Source organism: Bradyrhizobium lablabi, from assembly GCF_001440475.1.
Classification (GTDB): Bacteria; Pseudomonadota; Alphaproteobacteria; order Rhizobiales; family Xanthobacteraceae; genus Bradyrhizobium; species Bradyrhizobium lablabi.
On sequence record NZ_LLYB01000041.1, the window covers coordinates 31,916 to 57,382 of the forward strand.

General features: G+C 63.3%; 23 protein-coding genes. 10 read left to right on the forward strand and 13 right to left on the reverse strand.

Going from position 1 to position 25,467, the window contains the following annotated elements:
* Positions 1 to 86: 86 nt before the first annotated feature.
* The 3 genes from kdpB to CQ14_RS04390 all read right to left on the reverse strand — a co-directional run bounded on the left by kdpB (position 87) and on the right by CQ14_RS04390 (position 4,129).
* Positions 87 to 2,201, reverse strand: coding sequence for a potassium-transporting ATPase subunit KdpB (gene kdpB / locus CQ14_RS04380; protein ID WP_057856711.1), 2,115 nt, complete (start codon positions 2,199 to 2,201; stop codon positions 87 to 89).
* 18 nt (positions 2,202 to 2,219) lie between these two features.
* Positions 2,220 to 3,923 (reverse strand): potassium-transporting ATPase subunit KdpA, encoded by a 1,704-nt coding sequence (gene kdpA / locus CQ14_RS04385; RefSeq protein ID WP_057856712.1) that lies wholly within the window; start codon positions 3,921 to 3,923, stop codon positions 2,220 to 2,222.
* 116 nt (positions 3,924 to 4,039) lie between these two features.
* Positions 4,040 to 4,129: a K(+)-transporting ATPase subunit F gene (locus CQ14_RS04390; protein WP_016846764.1), complete on the reverse strand. Its 90-nt coding sequence runs from the start codon at positions 4,127 to 4,129 to the stop codon at positions 4,040 to 4,042.
* 380 nt (positions 4,130 to 4,509) lie between these two features.
* On the opposite strand from CQ14_RS04390, the gene CQ14_RS04395 reads away from it, so the two are divergent.
* The 6 genes from CQ14_RS04395 to CQ14_RS04425 all read left to right on the forward strand — a co-directional run bounded on the left by CQ14_RS04395 (position 4,510) and on the right by CQ14_RS04425 (position 9,530).
* Entirely contained in the window at positions 4,510 to 4,977 is a 468-nt protein-coding gene (locus CQ14_RS04395; protein ID WP_057856713.1) for a hypothetical protein, read from the forward strand.
* 12 nt (positions 4,978 to 4,989) lie between these two features.
* Positions 4,990 to 5,259 (forward strand): hypothetical protein, encoded by a 270-nt coding sequence (locus CQ14_RS04400; protein ID WP_057856714.1) that lies wholly within the window; start codon positions 4,990 to 4,992, stop codon positions 5,257 to 5,259.
* Between the two features lie 125 nt (positions 5,260 to 5,384).
* Entirely contained in the window at positions 5,385 to 5,666 is a 282-nt protein-coding gene (locus tag CQ14_RS04405; protein ID WP_057856715.1) for a hypothetical protein, read from the forward strand.
* Between the two features lie 6 nt (positions 5,667 to 5,672).
* Positions 5,673 to 6,644, forward strand: coding sequence for a 4-hydroxy-tetrahydrodipicolinate synthase (gene dapA / locus CQ14_RS04410; protein WP_057856716.1), 972 nt, complete (start codon positions 5,673 to 5,675; stop codon positions 6,642 to 6,644).
* A gap of 589 nt (positions 6,645 to 7,233) precedes the next feature.
* Positions 7,234 to 8,250, forward strand: a complete 1,017-nt coding sequence (locus CQ14_RS04420; protein WP_057856718.1) for a magnesium and cobalt transport protein CorA — start codon at positions 7,234 to 7,236, stop codon at positions 8,248 to 8,250.
* Positions 8,251 to 8,357: 107 nt separating this feature from the next.
* On the forward strand, positions 8,358 to 9,530 hold the full coding sequence (locus CQ14_RS04425; RefSeq protein ID WP_245320186.1) for a LysM peptidoglycan-binding domain-containing protein: 1,173 nt from the start codon (positions 8,358 to 8,360) through the stop codon (positions 9,528 to 9,530).
* A gap of 188 nt (positions 9,531 to 9,718) precedes the next feature.
* On the opposite strand, the gene fdhF is transcribed toward CQ14_RS04425, so the two are convergent.
* From fdhF to mobB, 9 genes are all read right to left on the reverse strand, one after another.
* Positions 9,719 to 12,484, reverse strand: coding sequence for a formate dehydrogenase subunit alpha (fdhF, locus tag CQ14_RS04430; RefSeq protein ID WP_057856719.1), 2,766 nt, complete (start codon positions 12,482 to 12,484; stop codon positions 9,719 to 9,721).
* Entirely contained in the window at positions 12,481 to 14,199 is a 1,719-nt protein-coding gene (locus tag CQ14_RS04435; protein WP_057856720.1) for an NADH-ubiquinone oxidoreductase-F iron-sulfur binding region domain-containing protein, read from the reverse strand. Before CQ14_RS04435 ends, fdhF begins: the two co-directional genes overlap by 4 nt.
* Positions 14,200 to 14,513: 314 nt before the next feature.
* Positions 14,514 to 16,169: an OFA family MFS transporter gene (locus CQ14_RS04440; RefSeq protein ID WP_057856721.1), complete on the reverse strand. Its 1,656-nt coding sequence runs from the start codon at positions 16,167 to 16,169 to the stop codon at positions 14,514 to 14,516.
* Positions 16,153 to 16,308: a hypothetical protein gene (locus CQ14_RS43240; RefSeq protein WP_156434678.1), complete on the reverse strand. Its 156-nt coding sequence runs from the start codon at positions 16,306 to 16,308 to the stop codon at positions 16,153 to 16,155. The genes CQ14_RS04440 and CQ14_RS43240 overlap by 17 nt, the downstream gene beginning before the upstream one ends.
* Before the next feature lie 264 nt (positions 16,309 to 16,572).
* Entirely contained in the window at positions 16,573 to 18,597 is a 2,025-nt protein-coding gene (locus tag CQ14_RS04445) for a sensor histidine kinase (RefSeq protein ID WP_057856722.1), read from the reverse strand.
* The gene (locus CQ14_RS04450) at positions 18,590 to 20,026 is read right to left on the reverse strand and encodes a sigma-54-dependent transcriptional regulator (RefSeq protein ID WP_057856723.1); all 1,437 of its coding nucleotides are present in this window, start codon (positions 20,024 to 20,026) and stop codon (positions 18,590 to 18,592) included. The genes CQ14_RS04445 and CQ14_RS04450 overlap by 8 nt, the downstream gene beginning before the upstream one ends.
* A gap of 94 nt (positions 20,027 to 20,120) precedes the next feature.
* A complete protein-coding gene (locus tag CQ14_RS04455) occupies positions 20,121 to 20,372 on the reverse strand; it encodes a sulfurtransferase TusA family protein (protein WP_057856724.1) in 252 nt (83 codons plus the stop codon).
* A 41-nt stretch (positions 20,373 to 20,413) separates the two neighbouring features.
* A complete protein-coding gene (locus tag CQ14_RS04460) occupies positions 20,414 to 21,670 on the reverse strand; it encodes a molybdopterin molybdotransferase MoeA (protein ID WP_057856725.1) in 1,257 nt (418 codons plus the stop codon).
* A gap of 8 nt (positions 21,671 to 21,678) precedes the next feature.
* Positions 21,679 to 22,206 carry a molybdopterin-guanine dinucleotide biosynthesis protein B gene (gene mobB / locus CQ14_RS04465; RefSeq protein ID WP_057856726.1) on the reverse strand — a complete coding sequence of 176 codons (528 nt, stop codon included), beginning with the start codon at positions 22,204 to 22,206 and terminating at the stop codon, positions 21,679 to 21,681.
* Between the two features lie 213 nt (positions 22,207 to 22,419).
* On the opposite strand from mobB, the gene CQ14_RS04470 reads away from it, so the two are divergent.
* Both CQ14_RS04470 and mobA read left to right on the forward strand, forming a co-directional pair.
* Positions 22,420 to 23,310, forward strand: a complete 891-nt coding sequence (locus CQ14_RS04470) for a formate dehydrogenase accessory sulfurtransferase FdhD (RefSeq protein ID WP_057856727.1) — start codon at positions 22,420 to 22,422, stop codon at positions 23,308 to 23,310.
* The gene (gene mobA, locus CQ14_RS04475) at positions 23,255 to 23,929 is read left to right on the forward strand and encodes a molybdenum cofactor guanylyltransferase MobA (protein ID WP_057856736.1); all 675 of its coding nucleotides are present in this window, start codon (positions 23,255 to 23,257) and stop codon (positions 23,927 to 23,929) included. Before CQ14_RS04470 ends, mobA begins: the two co-directional genes overlap by 56 nt.
* Positions 23,930 to 23,963: 34 nt before the next feature.
* On the opposite strand, the gene CQ14_RS04480 is transcribed toward mobA, so the two are convergent.
* Positions 23,964 to 24,239: a hypothetical protein gene (locus CQ14_RS04480; RefSeq protein ID WP_245320187.1), complete on the reverse strand. Its 276-nt coding sequence runs from the start codon at positions 24,237 to 24,239 to the stop codon at positions 23,964 to 23,966.
* Positions 24,240 to 24,442: 203 nt separating this feature from the next.
* On the opposite strand from CQ14_RS04480, the gene CQ14_RS04485 reads away from it, so the two are divergent.
* Together CQ14_RS04485 and CQ14_RS04490 are read left to right on the forward strand one after the other, a co-directional pair.
* Entirely contained in the window at positions 24,443 to 24,670 is a 228-nt protein-coding gene (locus tag CQ14_RS04485) for a hypothetical protein (protein WP_057856729.1), read from the forward strand.
* A gap of 112 nt (positions 24,671 to 24,782) precedes the next feature.
* Positions 24,783 to 25,463 carry a hypothetical protein gene (locus CQ14_RS04490; RefSeq protein WP_057856730.1) on the forward strand — a complete coding sequence of 227 codons (681 nt, stop codon included), beginning with the start codon at positions 24,783 to 24,785 and terminating at the stop codon, positions 25,461 to 25,463.
* Positions 25,464 to 25,467 lie beyond the last annotated feature (4 nt).

The window sequence follows — 25,467 nt, forward strand, 5'->3', positions numbered from 1 at the left end:
TGCGAGGAGCGAAGCGACGAAGCAATCCATTCTGTGTTTGCGGCGATATGGATTGCTTCGCTGCGCTCGCAATGACGGTTAAGGCGTCAAGCCAGCCCCAAGGCCGCGACCGCGAGGTCGATGGCCTTGATGCCGATGAAGGGAACGATGATGCCGCCGAGGCCGTAGATCAGCAGGTTGCGGCGCAACAGCGCGCCTGCCCCGACCGCGCGATAGGCAACGCCTTTCAGCGCCAGCGGGATCAGCGCGATGATGATCAGCGCGTTGAAGATGATCGCTGAGAGGATCGCACTTTGCGGGCTGGCGAGGTGCATGATGTTGAGCACTTCGAGCTGCGGATAGAACGCCAGGAACATCGCCGGAATGATCGCAAAATACTTGGCGACGTCATTGGCGATCGAGAACGTGGTCAGCGCGCCCCGCGTCATCAGGAGCTGTTTGCCGATCTCGACCACCTCGATCAGCTTGGTCGGGTTGGAGTCGAGGTCGACCATATTGCCGGCCTCGCGCGCGGCCTGCGTGCCGGTGTTCATGGCGACGCCGACGTCAGCTTGGGCAAGGGCCGGCGCGTCGTTGGTGCCGTCGCCACACATCGCCACCAGCTTGCCCTTGGCCTGCTCGTCGCGGATCAGCTTCAGCTTGTCCTCAGGGGTTGCCTGCGCCAGGAAATCGTCGACGCCGGCTTCGGCGGCGATCGCAGCGGCCGTCATCGGATTATCGCCCGTGATCATCACGGTGCGGATGCCCATGCGGCGCAGTTCCGCAAAGCGCTCGCGAATCCCGCCCTTGACGATATCCTTGAGGTGGATGACGCCGAGCAGCTTGCCATCCTTGGCAACCGCCAGCGGCGTACCGCCGGCCTTGGAAATTTCGTCGGCAATAGCCTGGATTTCGCGTCCTGCTTCGGACATCGCGCCCACCTGCAGCGCACGAACCGCGTTGCCGGAGGCGACCGCCCGAATGCCGCCGCCATCGACGTAATTGAGAATCGCATCCACCGCGCCCTTGCGGACGGAGGAAGAGCCGGCATCGATACCGCTCATGCGCGTCTGCGCTGCGAACGGAATGAAGGTCGCGGCGAGCTCGTTCATGTCGCGGCCGCGAATGCCGTATTTCTCCTTCGCCAGCACGACGATCGAACGTCCCTCGGGCGTTTCGTCGGCCAGCGAGGCAAGCTGCGCAGCATCGGCCAATTCCTGTTCAGTCACTCCACGCACCGGACGGAACGCCGTCGCCTGCCGGTTGCCGAGCGTGATGGTACCGGTCTTGTCCAAGAGCAGCGTGTCGACATCGCCGGCGGCCTCAACGGCTCGGCCGGACATTGCGAGCACGTTGAAGCGCACTAGGCGATCCATGCCGGCGATACCGATCGCCGACAAGAGGGCACCGATGGTGGTCGGGATCAGCGTGACGAACAGCGCGACCAGCACCACCACCGAGATCGAGCCGCCGGCATAGGCCGCATAGCTCGGGATCGTCACCGTCGCGAACACGAAGATGATGGTGAGGCCCGCGAGCAGGATGTTGAGCGCGATCTCGTTCGGCGTTTTCTGCCGCTCGGCACCCTCCACCAGCTTGATCATGCGGTCGATGAAGGTCGAGCCTTGCGCTGCCGTGATGCGGACGCGGATCCAGTCGGACAACACCTGCGTGCCGCCGGTCACCGCCGAGCGGTCGCCACCGGATTCGCGGATCACGGGCGCGGATTCGCCTGTTATTGCGGCCTCGTTCACGGACGCCACGCCCTCGATCACTTCGCCGTCGGACGGGATATTGTCACCTGCCTCGACCAGGACGATATCGCCCACCTTCAGGCTGGTGCCGGACACCAGCCGATAGGATCGGTCGGAGCCTTCCAGCAGCTTGGCCTTGCTTTCGGTACGGGTCTTCTTCAGCGATTCCGCCTGTGCCTTGCCGCGGCCTTCGGCAACGGCCTCGGCGAAATTGGCGAACAGCACCGTGAACCACAGCCACAGGATGATCTGGAAGGTGAAGGCGAGCCCCTCTCCGCCCGTCACCAGATTGCGCAGGAAGATGACGGTGGTGAGCGCGGCAACGATCTCGACCACGAACATCACGGGATTCTTGATCATCAGCCGCGGATCGAGTTTTGCAAATGCCGCACGGATCGCGGGCACGACGATTTTCGGATCGAGCATCGCCGACGCCGTCGCTTTTTTCTGCAGTTTCATGGTTTCCATGGATGTTACTCCGAAAGATCAGAACAACGTGCTGGCGTTCATGGCGAGGTGCTCGACGATCGGGCCGAGCGCGAGCGCCGGGAAGAAGGTCAAGCCGCCGATGATCAGGATCACGCCGACGACGAGGCCGACGAACAGGCCACCGGTAGTCGGCAGCGTGCCGGCCGAAGGCGGAATCGATTTCTTGGAAGCGAGCGATCCCGCCAATGCCATCGCCGGAACGATCATGAAGAAGCGACCGACGAACATCGAGCTGGCGAGCGTGAGATTGTAGAAGAAGGTATTGCCGGTCAGGCCACCGAAGGCCGAACCGTTATTTCCGGTCGCCGAGGTGAAGGCATAGAGCACTTCGGTGAAACCGTGCGGCCCGGCATTGGCCATCGACGCCACTGCCGAGGGCAGCACCACGGCGACCGCCGTCCAGCCGAGATACATCAGCGGCAGGACCAGAATGGCGAGCATGGCCATCTTGACCTCGCGCGCCTCGATCTTCTTGCCGACATATTCCGGCGTTCGGCCAACCATCAGGCCTGCGACGAAGATCGCCAGCACGACGAACAGCAGCATGCCGTAGAGACCGGCGCCGACGCCGCCGACGATGATTTCGCCAAGCTGCATGTTGATCAACGGGATCATGCCGCCGAGCGCGGTAAAGCTGTCATGCATGGCGTTGACCGCACCGCACGACGCAGCGGTGGTGATGACCGCAAACAGCGAGGAGGCGACGATGCCGAAGCGGACCTCCTTGCCCTCCATGTTGCCGCCGGTCAGGCCGAGCGAGGCAAGCGTCGAGGTGCCGTTGGCTTCGGCCCAGTAAGTGACCGCAACGCCGGCGAGGAACAGCACGCCCATGACGGCCAGGATCGCCCAGCCCTGCCGTTCGTTGCCGACCATGCGGCCGAACACGTTGGTGAGCGCGGCGCCGAGCGCGAAGATCGAGATCATCTGCACGAAGTTCGACAGCGCGGTCGGATTCTCGAAGGGGTGCGCCGCATTGGCGTTGAAGAAGCCGCCACCATTGGTGCCGAGCATCTTGATCGCGACCTGCGAAGCGACGGGGCCGACCGCGATGGTTTGCTTGGCGCCTTCCAGCGTCGTCGCTTCGACATAATCGCCGAGCGTCTGCGGCATGCCCTGCCAGACCAGGAACAGCGTGTAGACGATACAGATCGGCAGCAGCACATAGAGGGTGCAGCGCGTCACATCGACCCAGAAATTGCCGATGGTGCGCATCGAGGATCGCGAGAAGCCGCGGATCAGCGCGACCGCTAGAGCAATGCCGGTTGCCGCCGACAGGAAGTTCTGATGTGTCAACCCCAGCATCTGCACCAGGTACGACAGCGTGCTTTCGCCGCCGTAGTTCTGCCAGTTGGTGTTGGTGATGAAGGAGATCGCGGTGTTGAACGAGAGGTCTTGCGCGACCGCGGATTGCCCTGCCGGGTTGAACGGCAACAGGGCCTGCAGCCGCATCAAACCATAGATGATCAGGAAGCCGCCGACATGAAACAGCAGCATCGAGACCGTATAGGTCAGCCAGTGCTGTTCGCGCTTCTCGTCGACGCCCGAGATCCAGTAAAGGCCGCGCTCCACGGGACGCAGCACCGGTGACAGGAAGGTGGCCTCGCCGTTGAACACGCGCGTCATGTACCAGCCGAGCGGTTTGACGAGCGCGACCACGATCGCGCAGTACAGGATAATTTGGAACCAGCCGATGACAGTCATTGTCCGAAACCCTTCAGGATCTTCTTGCGGGCAGCAGCAGATGCACGAGCGCGAGCAGGAGCGCCGATGTGACGACAAACGCCAGTATGACTTCCACCAGCGTGATCATGGCGCGCTCAGAATCGTTCCGGTCGCAGCAGCGCGTAGGTCAGGTAGAATAACAGGCCGAGCGAGACGAGGCCGGCAAGCGAGTAATCGAAGATCATGACCCGCTCCTCTAAAGCCGTTCACAGGCGTAGGCGTAACCGATGCCTGCCACGAAGAAACCGAAGCCGAGCGCCAGCATGAAAATGTCCATCATGGGATGTTCCTATGCGACGAGAGCCGGCCGAGCGAATGGCCAGCGTATTGGATGGCTGTGAGGTGCCACCGGACGCATAGGTTTTCGAGACGGGAGGAATAGCGACGTTATAGGAATCTCATAAAGATTTCCCCTTCCTTCTCCCCTTGTGTGGGAGAAGGGAAGAATCGCGTTTATCAAATCCCTATATCTTCGCCCCTCGCCTCCTCTCGTTTTCAAATGGCAATCTGGCCTATTTCCCCGGTGCGGCCATTGCAACAGCCGCGCCAAAAGAGAGATACGGCCATGTCAATTCTCCTCGAGCAAACCCTCCCCGCCACGCTCAGCGACCGGCTTCGCGATGCCTTTTGCGTCACGGCCGAATTCTTGTCTGACATCATCAGCGAAACCTGCCGGCGCTTTCCCTCCATGGAAGGAAACGCCAGAACCGCCCGCATCGAGCGGCTGATCCAGTCGCAAGCCTGGACCGACGCGGCGCTGGCGCTGATCGATCTGGAGCTGCCGCAATGGCAGATCCGTCGCATCGCCTATGACGATGGTGAATGGTACTGCGCCCTGTCGCAGCAGCGCGAACTGCTTGACTGGCTCGATCAGCCGGTCAAAGCTCGCCACGCCGACCTGGCGCTGGCGATCCTGAGCGCGTTCGTCGAGGCCCAGCGCGTCAGTGCGCCGGCGAGCCGGACCAGCGTGCCAAACGCGCCGCTGCACGCGGACAATTTCTACCAGCCGATCTACAGCGACAATTTCGCCTGAAGCGCGGCCCTCGTGCAACTTTGGTCGAACCTGCCGAGCTGGCTGCAATCGGGCCGGGTCCTGATCCGGTTTGGATTGCGGCTGCTTATCCTGATCGCTTTCGCCGGTTTCAGCAGTACCGCCTTGAATCAAAGCCTGCACGCGCTGTTCTGGATGGCCACCGTCCTCTGCGCCTTGATCGCCGGCCTCCGGCGCGAGCGGTTCCTCGACGACGATCTAAACCACTGGGACGAGATGGCCGCCTATGGCGCGCCATGCGCGCTCACCCAAGCCCTCGGCTGACCGTTCATCGAAAGCTATCGCGATCCTATGCGATCCTTATGAGATCGCCCGCGCACTCCGCTCGAATTCATATCCAGCCGCAAGGAAATTCAAAGGCGCTACCCGTCTTGCAAAGGAATACCAACGTGAAACTCGTCGAACCTCCATCGTGCACCTCCGCGTCAACCATCGTCTTCATCGGTCGCAACCGGCGTGGCCAGTGGGTCGCCCAGGAGCAGAACGGCCTCTATGGCGGCCTGTTCGTCAACCGCGCCCAGGCCCTGAAATACGCGCTGTTCGAGAACGGCCGTCAGCCGGAAACCATCATCGAACTGTCACGCGAGATCGAACTCGACATGCACGACAGCCATCGTCCCGCCAGCCGATCGGCCACCGGCAGTCCTACCGAGCTCGGCCGAGCCCTCTGATCTCCCATGATCTCGCTGGCAAATCCGGCAAGCTGGCTCGTCGGCTACATCGCCGATCTTCCAACCCCGTTCGACGAGGATGACGAACTCGATCTCGATGCGTTCGCGGCGTTGTGCGAACGCCGGATCGATGCCGGCGCCTCGACGATCGTCGTCGGCGAGACCGCCGGCGAGATGTCGACCTTGACGGCGGCGGAAATGCTCCGTCTCATTTGCTGCGCTGTCGAGACCGCGCAGGGCCGCGCCCGCATCATTGCGGGCGCCGGATCCAATTCAACCGATCGGGCGATCGAATTGACGATGCGCGCCGGCGCGGACGCCGTGCTGTCGGTGGTGCCCTACTACAACAAGCCGATGCAGGAGGGCATGGCCGCGCATTTCCGCGCCATCGCCGCCTCCACCGCGCTGCCGGTGATCCTGCACGACATTCCGGCGCGGACCGTCCGCGAACTGTCCGACGCGACGCTGCCGAGGCTCGCCGAGTCAGCGCAGTTCATCGGGTTACTGGACGGCTCCGGCAATATCGCGCGCCCTGCCCGCCTGCGGCCGCGGCTGCCGCCGCTCTTCCGTCTGTTGACCGGCGATGATGCCACTGCGTCGGCCTACATGGCCGCCGGCGGCCATGGCTGTGTATCGGCGGTAGCCAACATCGTTCCGGTATTGTGCCGGGCGCTCCACACAGAGATCAGGCAGGGTGCGCTTCAATCCGCGCTGCACTTGGCCGACCGACTGCAACCGATCGCCGAATTGCTGGCTGCCGATCATCCAGCCGCTCTGAAATGTGCGCTGGCGCTGATCGGCCTGATCCGGCCCGATACGCGCCTGCCGCTCGTGCCGTTGGACGCAACGGCCAAGTCTTTGCTCGAGGCCGCTATTGCCCGCCTTTCCGACGAAGACCTGGTCAGCCCTCGCGGTGCTTCGCCCGCCATGCCGGTCCAGGACCGCGCATGTAATGGGCCTCCGGGCGATAGGCCCTGATCGGCTCGTTGCCGAACCATGTCAGCAAGCGAGCCAGAGCGCGCAACAGCGCGGCCGATATGGATGAAGGTTGTCGCATGTCAGAAATCCCATTTTTCGCCGAGGTGCAGCGGCTGGCGCGGAAGCCGGTCACCATGCACATCTGCGTCGGGTTGGCGAGGAAGCGCGCGGTTCACGCGGGTCGCCGCGTGCAGCCGCAATTCGTTGCGCAGACGCCGGATCTTTGCAGCGGCGATTGCTCGGTGGATCGTCTTCAGTGTGGTCCGCAGGCAGCGGAGCACACGGCCGGCGGAGAGGCGCTAGCCGCACCATGCCACCGGTCGTGATGCGAATGGAAAAGAGTCATGTCCATACTCCCGATGTGGCGCGAGGTGTGCGCCTGATCGAACATGCGGAGATACGCATATGATTTCGAGAGGCGCGGCGATCCTTTCACATAGGTACGGCATAAAGATCGGCGCATGATCGAAAGGATTTGCGGGAACATCGTCGATCCGATCGCATTGACGACGGATTCCGTGGTGCTAGCCTGTTTTCGAAAACGCCGCCGCGAAGCACGGCTCGGCAACAATCATTTGGGGTGGAAGCCATGAACGTCGCATCGTCAGGCGTTGCGAAGACCGAGCCGGTCACCTCCGACGGCGTGGTCGCGGCCGGCGTCTATGTCGAAGGACGGCGCGTCGCCGATATCGCCATCGACGAAGCCTCGAGCTGGCGCAGCAAGCCCGACCATGTGGTCTGGATCGGCCTGCGCGAGCCTGATATGGCGGTGCTCAGCCGGGTGCAGCGGCAGTTCGAGTTGCATGACCTGGCGATCGAGGATGCCGACCATGCGCATCAGCGGCCGAAGATCGAGCAGTATGGCGACGCGCTGTTCATCGTGGCGCGGACCGCGCAGCTCGACGGCAACAGCATCGCATTCGGCGAGACGCATTTGTTCGTCGGCGAGGGATATATCGTCTCGGTGCGCCACGGCGCCTCGACGTCCTACAAGGCGGTTCGCGAGCGCTGCGAGAGTTGCCCGCGCGCGCTTGCCCGCGGCGAGGACTACATTCTCTATGCCATCCTCGATTTCATCGTCGACAATTACTCGCCTGTGATCGAGACCATCCAGGAAGAAGTCGAAGCGATGGAGGAACAGGTCCTCGCCAGCGCGATGACGCGGGCGCAGATCGAGCGGCTGTATATGCTGCGTCGCGACCTGCTGCGCCTGCGCAATGCGGTCGGCCCGCTGGTGGAGGTCTGCCGCCGGCTCGAGCACGACAATCTGCCGATGGTGCGGCCGGCGATGCGGCCGCTGTTCCGCGACGTCACCGATCATGTCCGCACCGTGCAGGAGCGAATCGATTCGCTTCGCGAGGTGCTGGCGTTTGCCTTCGAGGCGAGCCTGCTGGTCGGCCAGGCGCAGGAAACCGCGGTGTCCAAGAAGCTGGCGTCATGGCTCGCCATCATCGCGGTCCCCACCGCGATCGCCGGCATCTACGGCATGAACTTCAAACATATGCCGGAGCTGGAGTGGGAATACGGCTATTTCGGCGTGATTGGCACCATACTGCTCGTATGCGCAGGATTGTTCTGGCGCTTCCGCCGCGCCGGCTGGTTGTAGGCTGACGGGCCGAATGCCGTATTTTCCCGGGCGCAAACGGGTACCCACCTTGCTCAAGACGGTATAGAATACCGATGAGCCAACGATCCGGCAGACGGACGATCACCATGACTGCCATATCGGCGCCCCGAACCATCATCCCCATCATTGCCCTTGTTGCGGCCTGTGGCGTGGCAGCTGCCGCCACCGTCTTCTATCTCCGCCGCGAGGCGCCGGCTGATACCACCGCCGCAGCAAATGCGCCGGCAATCTCAGGGCCCGCATCGGACGGGCGAGGGCCGAGTCCAACCCCGCTGGCAACGGCGAAGGCGGAAGCCAACGCCGTCGTGGACGCGCTGATCGGAGCGCCACCATCGCCGGAGAACAGCGACGGCGTGCCGACCTTCGACGTTGCCCGCATCGAGCCATCGGGCGAAGCTGTTATCGCGGGTCGGGCGGCGCCAGGCGTGACGGTGGAGTTGCTGCGCAACGGCGAAGTGCATGATCGCGCGGTCGCGGACCAATCCGGGCAATTCGTCATGATCCCGCCGCGGCTTCCGTCCGGCACTTACGACCTGACGCTGCGCGCCAGACAGGCGGACGGCAAACTGATGATATCCAAGCAGCGCGTAACAACGGCGCTGGAGCCGAAATCGACCGAGCGGCCGATGGTGGCCCTGGTGACGCCGGACAAGCCCACGGTCGTGCTGTCGCAGCCGGCCGGGTCAAAGCCGGCGGACGGTACCGTGGTTGTGGAGGCCGTCGAGATCGAGCCGGGCGGCAAGTTCCATGTGAGCGGCCAGGCGCGCCCCGGTTCGGGCTTGCGGCTTTATCTCAACGACAGCTTCGTTACCTCGGTGACGGCCGGCGCGGATGGGCGTTTTGCGGTCACGATCAATGAAGGGGTCGCGCCGGGCAACTACCGTGTCAGGCTGGACGAAGCGTCGAGCTCCGGCTCGGTGCGGGCACGCGCCGAGGTGCCGTTCAACGTACCCGACACCGCGGTGACCGCATCCGTGTCGGGGCAGTCCAAGCGCGCGGACTCGGGCGCCCCGCAACAGCCGCAGCTTGCGGCCGCGGGCGGTGTCGTCTTGCCAGACGGCGGCTCGCCGTCCTCGACCGTGGTCGTGCCGAAGATCACGACCACCACGGTTTCCCGCGGCGACAGCCTCTGGCGTCTCAGCCAGCTCTCATACGGCGCGGGCACGCGCTATTCCGTGATTTACAAGGCGAACCGGGAACAGATCCGCAATCCCAACCTGATTTATCCCGGACAGATCTTTGTTCTTCCGGCGAAGTAAAACGCAGTCATGGGTCCCGAATAGCGCTTCGGGTATCCAGACTGCGCAACTTCCTGTCATTGCGAGTTCCCGTCATTGCGAGCGAAGCGAAGCAATCCATCCCTCCACGCATGAGGAGAGATGGATTGCTTCGTCGCTTCAGCGCAAAATTGCTTTGCAATTTTGTCGCNAGCGTTCCGAAGGACCGCCTACTCCGCTGCCGACTGCAGCGCCACCTTTTCCGCGCGCACGGCGCAGAACTTGAACTCGGGGATCTTGCCGAACGGATCGAGCGCGGGATTGGTCAGCAGGTTCGCCGCCGCCTCCGCGTAGCAGAACGGCATGAACACCATGTTTTCCGGCACGTCGCGGTCGGAGCGCACCTTGACCTCGACGGCGCCGCGGCGGGTCTCCAGGCGGATGAAATCGCCGGGCCAGACGCTGAGCTTGCGCATGTCCTTCGGCGACATGAACGCCACCGCCTCGGGCTCGATCTGGTCGAGCACCTGCGCACGCCGCGTCATCGAGCCAGTGTGCCAGTGCTCGAGCACGCGCCCCGTCGACAGCACCATCGGATATTCGGCGTCGGGCAGCTCATCCGGCGGGATCACTTTGGCGGGCACGATCTTGCCGCGGCCGCTCGCGGTCGGGAAGCCGGTTGTGAAGATGATCTCATTGCCGGGCTTGCCCGGATCATCCGCCGGATAGGTGACGGCTCCTTCGCGCACCAACCGTTCCCAACTGATGTTCTTGAGCGAGGGCATCAGCTGCGCCATCTCGGTGTAGACGTCGCCGGGACCCGAATAATTCCACGGCAGCCCCATGCGCTTGCCGATCTCCTGGATGATCCAGAGATCCTGCCGCGCGTCACCCGGCGGCTTGATCACCTGGCGCGCGAGCTGCACGCGGCGATCGGTGTTGGTGAACGAACCGTCCTTTTCCGCGAACGCGGAGGCCGGCAGGATGACGTCGGCGTGGAACGCGGTCTCGGTGACAAAGAGATCTTGCACCACGAGATGATCGAGCATGGCGAGCGCATGGCGCGCATGCTGGAGATCGGGGTCGGACATCGCGGGGTTCTCGCCCTCGATGTACATGCCCTTGATCTCGCCGGCGTGGATCGCATTCATGATCTCGACCACGGTGAGGCCGCGGACGGGATCGAGGTCCTGTTCCCAGAGCTTCTCGAAGTTGCCGCGCATGTCGTCGCGGCCGACGGGCTGGTAGTCGGGCAGGAACATCGGGATCAGGCCGGCGTCGGAGGCGCCCTGCACGTTGTTCTGACCTCGAAGCGGATGCAACCCGGTGCCGGGACGGCCGACCTGGCCGGTGATCAGGGCAAGCGCAATCAGGCAGCGCGCGTTATCGGTGCCGTGGACATGCTGGCTGATGCCCATGCCCCAGAAGATGATTGAGGACTTTGCGCGGGCGTAGGTTCTGGCGACCTCGCGCAGGGTCTCGGCATCGATGCCGCAGATCGGCGCCATCTTCTCCGGCGTGAACTCCTTGATCTTATCCTCGAGGTCCTGGAATCCCTCGGTGTAACCCGCAATGTACTGGTCGTCGGTCAGGCCTTCGGTGATGATCGTGTTGATCATCGCATTGAGCATGGCGACGTCGGAGCCCGGCTTGAACTGTAAATGCTTCGTCGCGTGACGCGACAGCGCCTGCCTGCGCGGGTCCAGCACGAAGAGTTTCGCGCCGTTCTTCGCCGCGTTCTTGATGTAGGTCGCGGCGACCGGATGGTTCACCGTCGGGTTGGCACCGATCACGATGATGACCTCGGCGTCCATTGCGGCTGCGAACGGCGCCGACACCGCGCCCGAACTCAAACCTTCGAACAGCGCGGCCACCGATGAGGCGTGGCACAGCCGCGTGCAGTGGTCGACATTGTTCGAGCCGAAGCCGGTGCGCACCAGCTTCTGGAACAGGTACGCCTCTTCGTTCGAGCCTTTGGCGGAGCCGAAGCCGGCGAGCGCCTTCACGCCCTTCTCGTCGCGAATTTTCACGAGGCCCTTGGCCGCGATATCCAGCGCCTCTTCCCACGACGCTTCGCGGAAATGCGTGAACGGATTGGCCGGATCGACCTGGTCGTTGGCGTCCTTCTTTGCGTTCGGCAGCCGCACCAGCGGCTTGGTCAGGCGATGCGGATGGTGGATGTAGTCGAAGCCGAAGCGGCCCTTGACGCAGAGGCGGTTGTGGTTGGCCGGGCCGTCGCGGCCTTCGGCATAGATGACCTTCTCGTCCTTGACCTGATAGGTGACCTGGCAGCCGACGCCACAGAACGGGCAGAGCGAATCCACCTTCTTGTCCGCATAGGTGACGCGGGTCTGCTTCTCATCCAGCATCACCGACGGCATCAGCGCGCCGGTCGGGCACGCCTGCACGCATTCGCCGCAGGCCACGCAGGTCGATTCACCCATGGGATCGTCGAAGTCGAACACGATCTTGGCGCCGGCATTGCGATAGGCCATGCCGATGACGTCATTGACCTGCACCTCGCGGCAGGCGCGCACGCACAGGCCGCACTGGATGCAGGCGTCGAGATTGACGCTCATCGCGGGATGGCTGGTGTCGCTCTGCCACCGCTCGGCCGCCGGGAACCGGCTCTCGGTGACCTCGACCTTTTCGGCCCAATGCCAGAATTTCGAATCGGGATCGTGCGAGGTCTCGCGCGCCGGCTGGTCGGCGACCAAAAGCTCCATCACCATCTTCTGCGCCGCGACCGCACGCGCGCTCTCGGTCTTCACCTTCATGCCGACGCTCGGCGTGCGCTTGCAGGAGGCGGCCAGCACGCGCTCGCCCTCGATCTCGACCATGCAGGCGCGACAGTTGCCGTCGGGCCGGTAGTCGGGCTCCGGCGAATAGCAGAGATGCGGGATCTCCTTCTGGTGGCGTTTTGCCACTTGCCAGATGGTCTCGCCCGCGTTGGCCTCGACTTGCTTGCCGTCGAGTTCGAATTGAATCTTCGTCATTCCGCGGCCTCTCTCGGCACGAATTCTTCCGGAAAATATTTAATCACTGAGGTCAGCGGATTCGAGGCCGCCTGCCCTAACCCGCAGATCGAGGCATCGCGCATCGCCTGGCTCAACTGGTCGAGCAATTCGCGGTCCCAGACCGGACGCTGCATCAACTGCGCCGCCTTCTGGGTGCCGACCCGGCACGGCGTGCACTGGCCGCAGCTTTCATCCTCGAAGAATTTCATCAGGTTCAGCGCCGCATCCTTCACGCTGTCCTGCTCGGACATGATGATCACGGCGGCGGAACCGATGAAGCAGCCGTATTTTTCCAGCGTGCCGAAATCGAGCGGGATATTGTCCATCGAGGCCGGCAGGATGCCGCCTGACGCGCCGCCCGGCAGATAGGCATGGAACGTGTGGCCATCGGCCATGCCGCCGCAGAATTCGTCGATCAGTTCACGCACCGTCAGGCCCGCAGGCGCAAGCTTCACGCCCGGATTCTTGACGCGGCCGGAAACCGAATAGCTGCGAAGCCCGTGGCGGCCGTTGCGGCCGTACGAATTCCACCACGACGGCCCCTTCTCGACGATGTCACGCACCCAGAACAACGTCTCGATATTGTTGATCAGCGTCGGCAGGCCGAACAGCCCGACCTGGAACGGGTATGGCGGCTTGTGCCGCGGCAGGCCGCGCTTGCCTTCGATGCTTTCCAGCAGCGAGGATTCCTCGCCGCAGATATAGGCGCCGGCGCCACGACGGACGTGGATCGTCGGGCCGCCGGGCGGCAGCTTGGCGAGTTCGAGGGGAAGCACCTTGAGCGCCGCCGGATATTCGTCGCGCAGATAGATATAGACATCCGTCGCATCGACGATGTGCGCGCCGATCAGCGTGCCCTCGATGAATCGATGCACGTCACGAAGCAGATAGAAGCGATCCTTGAAGGTACCGGGTTCACCCTCGTCGCCGTTCACCGCCATCAGCCGCGGCCCGGGCTCGCCGAGCACCGCACGCCATTTGCGCCCGGTCGGGAAGCCGGCGCCGCCGAGGCCGCGCAGGCTGGAATCGTCGAGCGCCTTGAGGATATCCTCCTTGCTGACGCGGCCGGCGCGCAGATCGCCCAACAGCTTGTAGCCGCCGTCCTTCACATAGCTGTCGTAGTCGACGTAGGGCGGAATTTCGGGATGAACCTCGCCGCGCGCCGCGGTCGCCAGCACTTCGGGCGCGGTCGCCTTGAAAACGTAGTGATGGCCGACCTCGGCCACCGGCGCCACATCGCACAGTCCGACACAGGGCGCCCGCACCACGCGCACCTCCGGCCCGGCGCCACGCTGCAATTCCTGCAGCAGCTGCTCAGCACCCATCATGGCGCAAGTCAGGGAATCGCAGACCCGAATGGTCAGCGGCGCAATATCCGGCTCGCCCTCCTTCACCACGTCGAAATGCGCGTAGAAGGTCGCGGTCTCGAACACTTCCGCAAAGGACAACTTCATCTCGTCGGCCAGGGCTGCGAGATGCGCGGCCGAGATCTGGTGATACTTGTCCTGGATCAGGTGCAGATGCTCGATCAGAAGATCGCGCCGCCGCGGCCGGTCGCCGAGCAGGAGTTCGATTTCGTGCGCTGCGGTCGGATCGACCTGACGGCCCTTCGGGGTCGCCTTGGCCCGCTTCCGTCCCGCGCCGGGGTGGTCGAACGCGCGGACTTTCTGCACGTCATGTACGTCGTGATCCATCGAAAGGTCTCGTTGCCTGAGAGTCTGGAATAACTCTAATCCGTGGCATGCCAGATGCCAAGAGATTTATCAGATATTTAGGACGGGTTGGTCGCGAGCTTCCGAACTAACCGAGTTCGAGGCGGATCCACATAGGATCTGCCTATCCCGACGCGCGGATGAGAACGCGAATCGGTCCGGAGATCAATAAAGCCATCCTATGCTGCGATTGCGAAGGCGCATCGATCCGGGTTCCCTCGTCGATCGATCTGAATTCGCCGCTGCAAGTATGGAAATGGCGTCGCGGGAGGCCCGTCCCGCGACGCCATGAAAGATCAGAGGATCTTGACGGCGCTTTCCAGCGTCTTCCACACGCCCCAGGCCAGGGGAATGCCGACGAAGGCCCAGAACAGCGCAGCCTTGGCGTCGAGCCCGCCGAAGCCGATGCCATAGGAGCCTGACGGCCCCGAAGCCCCGGCATTCGCCGTCGCCGCCTGCAGCTTGGCGACCTCGGCATCGCTCATGTGCCACTTCGCATCGACCGGCTTGATCAGGTAGTTGCAGATCAGGCCCGCGATCAGCATGGCGCACAGGATGTACATCGTGGTGTTGTAGAGCTGGTCGCGCGGCACGCCGGCGGCCAACTGGAATTCGCGGATGTAGTTCACGACCACGGGGCCGATGATGCCCGCCGTCGACCACGCCGTCAGCAGCCGGCCATGGATGGCGCCGACGAACTGGGTGCCGAACATGTCGGCGAGATAGGCCGGCACGGTCGCGAAGCCGCCGCCATACATCGACAGGATGATGCCGAAGCCGAGCACGAACAGCAGCTTTGAGCCCATCGCCGCGAATGTCGGCGCCAGCGCGTAGAGCGCGATGCCGAGGATGAAGAACGTGTAATAGGTGTTCTTGCGGCCGATCTTGTCCGACAGCGAGGCCCAGAAGAAACGGCCGCCGATGTTGAACAGCGAGAGCAGTCCGGCGAAGCCGGCTGCGATGCCCGCAATCGTCGCCTTCTGCGTTGCGTCGAGTTGGTTGAAGCCGACGTCAGGCAATCCGATCAGCTTGCCGGCGAAGATTTCCTGCAGCATCGGCGAGGCCATGCCGATCACACCGATGCCCGCCGACACGTTGAGACAGAGCACCCACCAGATCAGCCAGAACTGCGGCGTCTTGTGCGCGTCCTTCAGATGAACGTGGCTCTGCGAGATCATCGCATTGGCCTTTGCCGGCGGGGTCCAGCCTTCGGGCCGCCAGCCTGCCGGCGGAATGCGATAGCGGAACGCGCCGATCATCATGAACACGAAGTAGATCACGCCCATCGCGACGAAGGTTTCCCAGACGCCGACCGAGGTCGGGGTCTTGAAATAGTTCATCAGCAGATTGGCCAGCGGCGCGCCGATCATGGCGCCGCCGCCGAAGCCCATGATCGCCATGCCGGTCGCCATGCCGCGCCGGTCGGGGAACCATTTCACCAGCGTCGACACCGGCGAGATGTAGCCGAGGCCGAGACCGACACCGCCGATCACGCCCGAGCCGAGCCACAATAACCAGAGCTGATGCGTATAGACGCCGATCGCACCAAGGAAGAGCCCGCCGCACCAGCACATCGCCGAGACGAAGCCGGCCTTGCGGGGCCCGACGCGCTCGAGCCAGCCGCCCCACACCGCCGCGGCAATGCCGAGCAGCACGAAGAACAGCGTGTACATCCAGCCCATGCTGGCGACCTTCCAGTCGCAGGTGGTGGTGAAGAGTTCCTGCACCAGCGTCATGTCGGCGCACGCCTTCGGCGCGCTCAGCCCGATCGCGCGCGACAGCGGCAGCCAGAACACGCTGAACCCATAGGCCATGCCTATGCAGAGATGAATGCAGAGCGCGGCCGGCGGCACCAGCCAGCGATTGAAGCCGGCTGTCGCGATCGTTCGTTCCTTGTCAAGGAATCCCGTTCCTGCACCGGGGATGCTCCCGGCGCTACTGATTGTTGTCATCGCTATTTTCCCCTGCAGCCCGCGCTTGAGCGAGGCTTTGTTTTACCGTCTTCGATTCGTCATCTTCAGCCATGCAGTGGAACAGCCCCACCCTGCTGTTCCATGCGATTTTCGGAACGCGCGAAACCCACTCGCGCATCCGGGAACTTCCACCCTGATGTTTTGATTATGCTCGCAGCAATGCCGGCCAATTGAGGTGAGATTTTGCCGGCATGATTGCGGGGCAACAGCTCATTCGATGCGCACCGCTCGTCGTCGCCCTCCCTTTCAATTTGTTGAAAAGGGGTGAGCAATCCATGTGCCAAATCGCACGATGCCGGAAATCAATGACTTGCGGGTGACCGCTCTTCCGCTCAAGACAAAATGTCCGGACTGGCCGGACAAAATGTCCGAACAGTCAGGATCAGTCGGCCTCCGGAAGCCAGGCGCGGAATGTGCTCCCGCGGCCGACCTCGCTCTCCACCGTAATCTGGCCACGCTGGCGCTTGATCAGTGTCTGACTGATGGAGAGACCAAGGCCGGTGCCCTCGCGGCGTTTCGACGTGAAGAAGGGATCGAACACCTTCTCCATGATATCCGCACTCATGCCGATGCCGGTGTCGGCCACTTCGATCGCAATGCCCGGGTTCCCATCGCGATCGGCGTCGAAAGAGCGGAGCGTCAGCGTGCCGCCATCCGGCATGGCGTGGATGGCGTTGACGATCAGGTTGATCACGACCTGCTGCAGCTCGGTGCGGTTCATCAGGACCAGGCGGCTCGCCCGATCTTCCCGCACAACATTGATTTCGGTCTTGTTCAGGAGATGCTGGACCAGCGGCAGGCAATCCAGCACCACGCTCCCCGGCGCATGGCGCTCGACATAGCCGGCATATTCCTCCGGCCGGGCGAATTGCAGAAGTTTCATGACGATCTGGCTGATGCGGTGGATCTGCTCATCCAGCAGCCGGAACTCGACCTTGGCCTTGTCGACATCGGCGCCGATCACGCTGCGGATGACGTCGAGATTGCCTTGCATCACCGCGATGGGGTTATTGATCTCGTGCGCCACGCCCGCGGTGATCTCGCCGATGGCGGCGAGTTTTTCGGACATGATGAGCTGCTTGGTGGTCGCCTCGAGCTTCGTATTGGCGAGTTCGAGATCGCGGGTTCGCTCACGCACCCGCGTATTCAGCTCCTCATTCCACTCCCGCAACTGGCGATCGCGCTCCTGGATCTGGTCGAGCAGCGTATCCAGGTGAACCGCCACTCGGCCGATCTCGTCGCCTGACGCCGGCAGCTTGGTGCGCGCGGAGAGATTGCCGCTCTCCACCTCGCCGATGGTCGCGGTGACCCGTTCCAGCGGCATGAAGATCGACTGCGCCCAGCGCAGGAAGATCGGCACCGTTGCCGCCGTGATCACGATGAAAGCGAGTGCGATGATCAGCAGCGTCTCGAACTTCGCGTCGTTGAACGGCTTCTGCAGGAAGCCGACATAGAGCATGCCGACGCGCTTGCCGTAGGTGTCGACCAGCGGCTCGTAGGCCGAAATGTACCAGTCGTTGACGACGAAGGCGCTGTCCAGCCAGGTACGCCCTTCCCCCAGCACCGCGGAGCGGACTGCAGCCGACACCCGTGTCCCCAGCGCGCGCCGTCCCTCGAACAATCGGACATTGGTCGATATTCGCACGTCGTCGAGAAACAGCGTCGCCGTGCCCTGGCTGCCCTCGGGCAGGCTCGCCTCGCGATAGACGAGGTCGTTGATCGTATCGATGAATTCGAGATTCTGGTTCAGCACAATCCCGCCGACCAGCGCGGCCGGTCCTCCTCCGGGCGCCGTTGCGCGGGCAGCAGCATGCACCACCATGCCGCTCGTTTCCGTACTGCGATCGGTCGGCACCGCGTTCGGCGTCGGCACCAGATCGAGACGCGCGCGCTCGGCGAGCGCCGGCGAGATCGCCGCAAGTTCGTCGTTGGTGAAGATGTCGATACCCGTCGACGTGGCCTCGCCCGACAATGCCGCAGTGATGATCGGCCAGTCGGCCCTTGGCACGCCCTTGAGTGGAGCAGACGAGGCGACGACCTTTCCCGCCGCGTCGACCAAATAGAGAAAGTCGAGGCCGATCTCCTTGCGGGACTGTTCGAGCAGATCCACCACGGCGGCGAGGGTTTCACGCTCTTCCACCTCGCGGAAGCGGAACGAGAGGCTGAGTCCGCGGATCTGAACACCGGTTTTTTCCAGAATGCGGGCCAGATATTGGTGAGCGATGGTGAGATCGCCGTTCACCTTCGAAATCAGCGTGGCGTCGAAGCGCGCGTTCCAGCGATAGATGGCAACGCCGAGCAGAAGCGGCAGGATGACCAGCATCGGCAGCAGTGCGATGGCAAGCAGCCGGAAGCGGACGGATTGCCCGCGCACCGGCGCATCGAAGCTGCCTGCCGGGTCAGCCATTCCATAACGCAAGTTTGCGATCGATGGTCTTGCGCGAAATCCCGAGCCGCCGCGCGGCTTCCTCGCGGCTACCACCGGTTTCCTTCAGCACCGAAATAATGTGCCGGCGCTCCAGATCCGCGAGACTGTCGGCGCTGGCGGCCTGCCCGTCATTGCGCGGCGCTCCGGCGAAATCGTCCGGGAACGCGCCGAGGATCAAGGTGCGCTCGATCAGATTGCGCAGCTCCCGCACATTGCCCGGCCAGTCGTAACTCGCCAGTGCGGCGCGCACCGAGCTATCGATCGGAACCGGCGGCATGCCGAGTTGCGCCGATAGCTTGCTCATGAAGATCGCCGCGAGCTCCTGCACGTCGTCGTCGCGATCTTTCAACAGTGGCAGATGAATCTGCATGACGTTGAGGCGGTAATAGAGATCGGCGCGGAAGCGCCCCTTCTCTACTTCCTTCTGCAGATCGGCATTGGTCGCAAAGATGAAGCGCAGATCGACCGGCACTTCACGCTCGGAGCCGACGGGCCGGACGCGGCGGTCCTCCAGCACGCGGAGCAGCTTGCTCTGCATCGGCAGCGGCAATTCGCCGATCTCATCGAGGAACAGCGTGCCACCATGGGCATAGAGAAACAGGCCTTCGCGGCCGCTGTCGGCGCCGGTGAAGGCGCCCTTGATGTGGCCGAACAGCTCGCCCTCGATCATTTCGGGGGGAATCGCGGCGCAGTTCACCGGCACGAACGGCTTGTCGGCGCGGTCGGACAGCGAATGTATCGAGCGCGCGGCGACTTCCTTGCCGGTGCCGGATTCGCCGGTGAGCAGGATCGATGTCGGCAGGCGGGCGACGCGGGCGATGGTTTCCCGCACGCTGCGCGCCGCCGGCGACTCCCCGATCAGGTTGTCACGCAGGAAGGTGCGGTCGGATGAAGCGCGCAATGCATACCTCAAGACATAGTTCTCGCGCTGCAGCCGGACCCGGTCGAGACAGCGCGCTACGGCATTCAAGATCTGGTTCGAGCGGAACGGCTTCAGCACGAAATCGACCGCGCCGGCGCGGAGCGCCTGGATCGCGGTATCGAGATCGGCATAGGCGGTGATCAGGATGGCGTCGGCGAAGAAGCCGACGGCCCGCTGCTCCGCCAGCCAGTCGACGCCGTTCTTGCCCGGCATGATGTTGTCGAGAATGACGACGTCGAACCGGCTCTTGTCGAGCTTGCGCGAAGCTTCGTCAGTGTCGGCGGCCTCTTCCACGTGCTTGCAGCGCGGACCCAGCGTGCGCACCAGAAAATTGCGCATCCCGGGCTCGTCATCCACGATCAAGATCGAGGCCTGCGCCAGCGCACTGAACTCGGGACCGCCGGCCGATTTGCCTGACTTGGCCGCAGTTTCACTGGCCGCCGCAGGGGATATCGCGGCGCTCGCCTTCGATGTCGGGAGGTTCATGCCCGGATTTGTAGGTCCGATTGACGCACCCGGCAATCGTACGTTCTAATGACCTCGCCCAATTGGCATGAGGGGCGCGGGCCCCCTCAACGGCTCAGACATTCGGCTTTTCTATCGGCCCATTTGCTTTTTCTATCAGAAAAACGATGCGGCCCTGGCTGCGCTCGGTGATTTCGACCTTGTCGCCGGTCTCGCGAATGAGGTTCGGGATATCGATCACCGACAGCGGGTCGGTGCAAAGCACTTCCAGCCGGTCGCCGGGCGGCAGCGTCTTCAGCGCCCTGCGCGTCTTCAATGCCGGCAGCGGGCATTTCAGGCCGGCGAGATCGAGTTTTGTCGTCGTCATGCGCCGACCATGGCGAAGGGGAACCGCATCGTCAACGGACCTCAGTTGATCAGGCTTGCATAGGACAGGAACCCGACCGTCTGGCCGGGCGTGACCTGCGTGACGTCTTCGCCGAGTTCGACCAGGCCATCGGTGTCCGCCAGCGACGACAACAGGCCCGCACCCTCGCGCGGAAACTTTTCCGCTTCAAGCACGCCATCGGAGGCCTTGCGCAAGCTGACGCGGACATATTCACGACGCGAAATCTTCTTCTTGTAGCTGAAGGCGGCGCGAACCGGCATCGGCAGCAGCGCCTCCGGCCGCGCACCCGACAGCGCCAGAATGGTCGGCCGCACCACGTGAACGAAGGTGACAAAACTCGCCACCGGATTGCCGGGCAATCCGATGAAGGGGGTGCCGTTGATGATGCCCATCGCGACGGGCCGTCCCGGCTTGATCGCCATCCGCCACAGCACCAGCCGGCCGACGCTTTCGACGCTTGCCTTGACGTGATCCTCCTCGCCGGTCGAAACGCCGCCAGTGGTGAGGATCAGATCATGGCTGCCGGCGACCTCCTGCAGCGCGCGCGCCAGCGAGTCGCGATCATCCCTGATGATGCCGAGATCGCTGACCTCGCAGCCGAGCCGCGACAACATCGCCATCAGCATGAAGCGGTTGGAATCGAACAATTGCGACGCGGCGCGCGCTTCGCCGGGCGAAGCGATCTCGTTGCCGGTGGAGAACACGGCGATGCGCAGGCGCCTGACAACCTCGAGTTCGGTCAGGCCGAACGCCGCCGCAAGCGCGATATCCTGTGGCCGCAGCCGCTGGCCGGCCTGCAGCGCCGCAATGCCCCTGGCGATGTCCTCGCCCGCGGGACGCACATTGGCGCCGGCCTTGAGGCCCGCAGGGAGAACGACCTTGTCGCCGTCGACGCGCACGTCCTCCTGCATGAACACGGTGTCAGCGCCTTCGGGCATCGGCGCGCCTGTGAAGATGCGCGTCGCATGCCCCGGCTTGAGCGGCGCGGATGCAGCGCCTCCGGCCTGAACGCGGCCGGTGACCGGAAATACCTGCTCTTCCTGCTGCGGCAAATCGCGGCTCGAAACCGCATAACCATCGACGGCAGAGTTGGTGAAAGGCGGCAGCGGCAGCGGCGCCAGAATTTCATGCGCAAGAATGCGGCCGTCGGCGCGGGCGAGCGCGACCGTCTCGACATCCACCACCGGCGTCACGCGCGTGGCAATGAGGCCCACGGCGTCATCGACCGACATCATCGGGCCGCCGAAGGCAAAGCAATCGTCGGACAATTGCGCCATGTGCCTGATCAGCCCTCAGCTTCGCATTTGGCCAGCACGTCTTCGAGCGATATCGCGGACCGCAACATCATCGCCGCCACGGCCTCGATATCGTCGAGATGGGCAGTGGGCAGCTTGGTTTCAACCGCCGTATCGGTCGCGATGCCGACAATGCCGGGATCGTCGGGGAACAGCAGCGGCTTCTCATTCGCGGCGCGATGGACCTCGATCTTGCGATGCGGCTCGCGCTTGAAGCCTTCGACGACGACGAGATCGACCGCCGACATCTTCGCCAATAGTTCCGGCAATCGCGGCTCATGCGCGCCGCGCAGCTCATGCATCAGCGCCCAGCGCCGGCCGGACGACACCAAAACTTCGGCCGCGCCGGCCTCACGGTGGCGCCAGGAATCCTTGCCCGGCACGTCGACATCGAAGGCATGATGGGCGTGCTTGATGACGGAGACGCGCAGCCCCTGTTTTGAAAATTGCGGAATCGCCCGCGTCAGCAAGGTGGTCTTGCCGGCGCCGCTCCATCCCGCGAGGCCTATCACTTTCATAACGTTCTCCGGCGACAACAGTACCCGTCAAGCCCGGGCAAAAGCGCGAAGCGCGTTTTCACCCTGCAAGTCCCTGGCATCCACGTCCTGACGCTATCGCCGAAAGAAGGACGTGGATGGCCGGGACAAGCCCGGCCATGACGGGTAGACCGTGACTTGTTAACTCCGGTCCTTATATCAGCCCAGAGGCAAAGTCATGCTAACCTACGTCCTATGATGAAGATGGAAAAAGCCCCTGCCCCCTTGATCGTGCCGAATCCCGAGGATCCGCGGCTGACGGAGCGTGTTGCCGGGACCGACCAGACGGGGGCTGCGGTCGAAATTCGGGTGCCGGTGGAGCGGCCGCTGACGCTGTATTTGAACGCGCAGGAGATCGTCACCATGATGACGATCGGCGATTATCCGGAGTATCTCGCGCTCGGCTACCTCCTGAACCAGAATATGCTGAAATACGACGACGTCGTCACCGAGGTCGAATATCACGACGACCTCCAGGTGGTCGTCGTGCGCACCGAGCATCACACCAATTTCGAGGCCAAGCTGAAAAAGCGCACGCAGACGTCAGGCTGCGCGCAGGGCACCGCATTCGGCGATCTCCTCGAAGCGGTGGAAAGCGTCGCACTACCGAAGGCCGAACTGCGCACCTCCTGGCTCTACGAGATGACGCGTACGATCAACACCATGCCCTCGCTCTATCTGGAGGCCGGCGCGATCCATGGCTGCGTGCTGTGCAAGGAAGGCACCCCGGTCTGCTACACCGAGGATGTCGGCCGCCACAACGCCGTCGACAAGATCGCCGGCTGGATCTATCGCCACGGCGTCGATCCCGCCGACAAGATTCTTTACACCACCGGCCGCCTGACCTCCGAGATGGTGATCAAGACGGTGCGGATGGGCATTCCCATTCTGGTCTCGCGCTCCGGCTTCACGGCGTGGGGTGTCGAGCTGGCTCGGCAGGTCGGGCTGACATTGGTCGGCCGCACGCGCGGAAAGCGCTTCATCGCATTGTCGGGACAGGAGCGGATCGTGTTCGACCAGAACCTCGACTATGTCGTGGAGGAATCCGCGCGACACAAGCGTAAGGGCGAGGAGCGTGACGACTAGAATTCCCGGCGTACTTTTAGCAGGCGGGCTAGCACGGCGGATGGGCGGCGGCGACAAGCCGATGCGCACCATCGCCGGCCGCACCATCCTCGATCGCGTCATCACGCGGCTTGCGCCGCAATGCGACGGGTTGATCCTCAATGCCAACGGCGATCCCGCTCGCTTTGCTGCGTTCGGGCTACCGGTGATCGCCGACGGCGTCGCCGATTTCCCCGGCCCGCTCGCCGGCATCCTGGCTGCTCTTGACTGGATGGCGGCGAACCGGCCTGAGGTGGCGCTGGTGCTGAGCGCGGCGGCGGACTGTCCGTTCCTGCCGCGCGATCTGGCCTCGCGCCTGCATCAGGCGCTGATTGATGAAAATGCTCAGCTCGCGGTCGCCGCTTCCGGCGGGCAGTCGCATCCAGTCATCGGATTATGGAGCGTCGCCTTGCGCGACGAGCTGCGCCATGCGCTTGTCGTCGAGGACATCAGGAAGATCGATCGCTGGACCGCGCGCTACAAGCTCGCCACCGTATCCTGGCCGACCGAGCCACTCGATCCCTTCTTCAATGCAAACACGGTGGATGATATCGCGGAAGCCGACCGGCTGGCGGCGCTGGACGCAGCCCCGAAGGCCTGAACTTCGCGGGCTGGAATAACCGGGAAAAATTCCGTCAGGGCGCCAACCAGATCACCGCGAATGCGATCAGGCCGCACAAGCCCCACGCCGTGGCTAATCTAGGCAACCGATCGATGGCGACGAGGAACCACGCCGGCAGGAAGAATATTCCGAAGATCGCGCCAAGTAGAAGGACAGCTATCAGATGAAAACCGCCGTCGCTGCCAGGGGGCGGGTAGAGCGCTTGGAACGTATAGATCCAGAACGCTGTGCCGGCAGCAGCGACGAAGGCCGCGATCTTGCGGAAACTCAGGCGGTCGAACAGCGTCATGGAATCAATCCGCGCGATCGACCGCATCGCCTGACGCCGTGTCGCGCTCCTTTCGACCCGCTTGGTCGCGGCCGGTACCCGTGCGGTTCACTCAGTACGACGTGCGGCGCGTCACGGCCGGCGGGAACGGCACCTTGCCGGACTGAACCCGATCACGGACGGTTGCGACTACCGTCCATGTTCCGCAGGCTCGAGAGTTGCCGATGCGCGAGATCGTATGGGGTCTTCTGGCCTTTTTCGTCAGGGCGATCGATTTCGTCCTGGATATCGTGCTCTTTGCTTCACGGCTGCGTGAGCTTGCCAGAATCTGGACGGGTGGCGACAAGATGATCGAGATGCCGGCGACGGTAAAAATCCTGACGCCGGCGGCACAGCGCGCACTCGCCGAGGCCGAACGGCGTAACCACTTCCTTTGCCTGCCTCGCAGGTAGCGCCGGGCTTCATGTATTGACGAAATCGGTCGTGATTTCAGATTCCGATTAAATACGATTTAATGTACTTGCCGATAAAGTAGCCACGGCGATTTAACGCGAGGCCGTGGCAATGTTCGGACGCAGGACAACTTTCGGCACGAACCAGCAAAGCTTTGCCGAATTCAAGGAGACGATGCGCCCCACACCGGACGCGGATGGTGTGACCCGCGTTTTCCCCAAAGAGCTCTGGGACGATCCGAAGATCGGAAATTTTCTGCGCGAAGTCGGCTTTGCCTCTGATGATGCGCGCAACATCCTGCCGACGGCAGATGACTATATCGCTCTCTTCGCCGCGGCCAAGAAACGGCTGGATGAACGCACCGAGGCCTTCAACCGCGACATGACCGCGCGCTACGGCTATTGCCGTGCCGTGCCCTTTCTGGTCATCGACCATACCATCTGGGACGGCGAGCATGGTGCGTTTCTCTATGCCCAGATGAACCTCATCGGGTACGACGACTGGAACGTACTCATGCTGGCCGCGGATGTCCGCACCAAGATGGCCTGTGAATTGGCAGGCCATCCCGGCACGGTGCCGGCGGTTACGGAAGTCATGACCAAGCGCGTGATCGAATGGAGACGTCGCCATGATGCCGCGCTGGAAGCATTCGGAGTTACCGCGACGGGCGGCCGCGGCATCACGCGCGAGCAATACGAGGCAGAACAGGACGCCTTGCGCCGGGAGATTGTCGACAATGTCGGCTGGATGAAGCCACGGATCATCAGCGAGCTGCTGCGCGTTCAGGCCTAAAGAG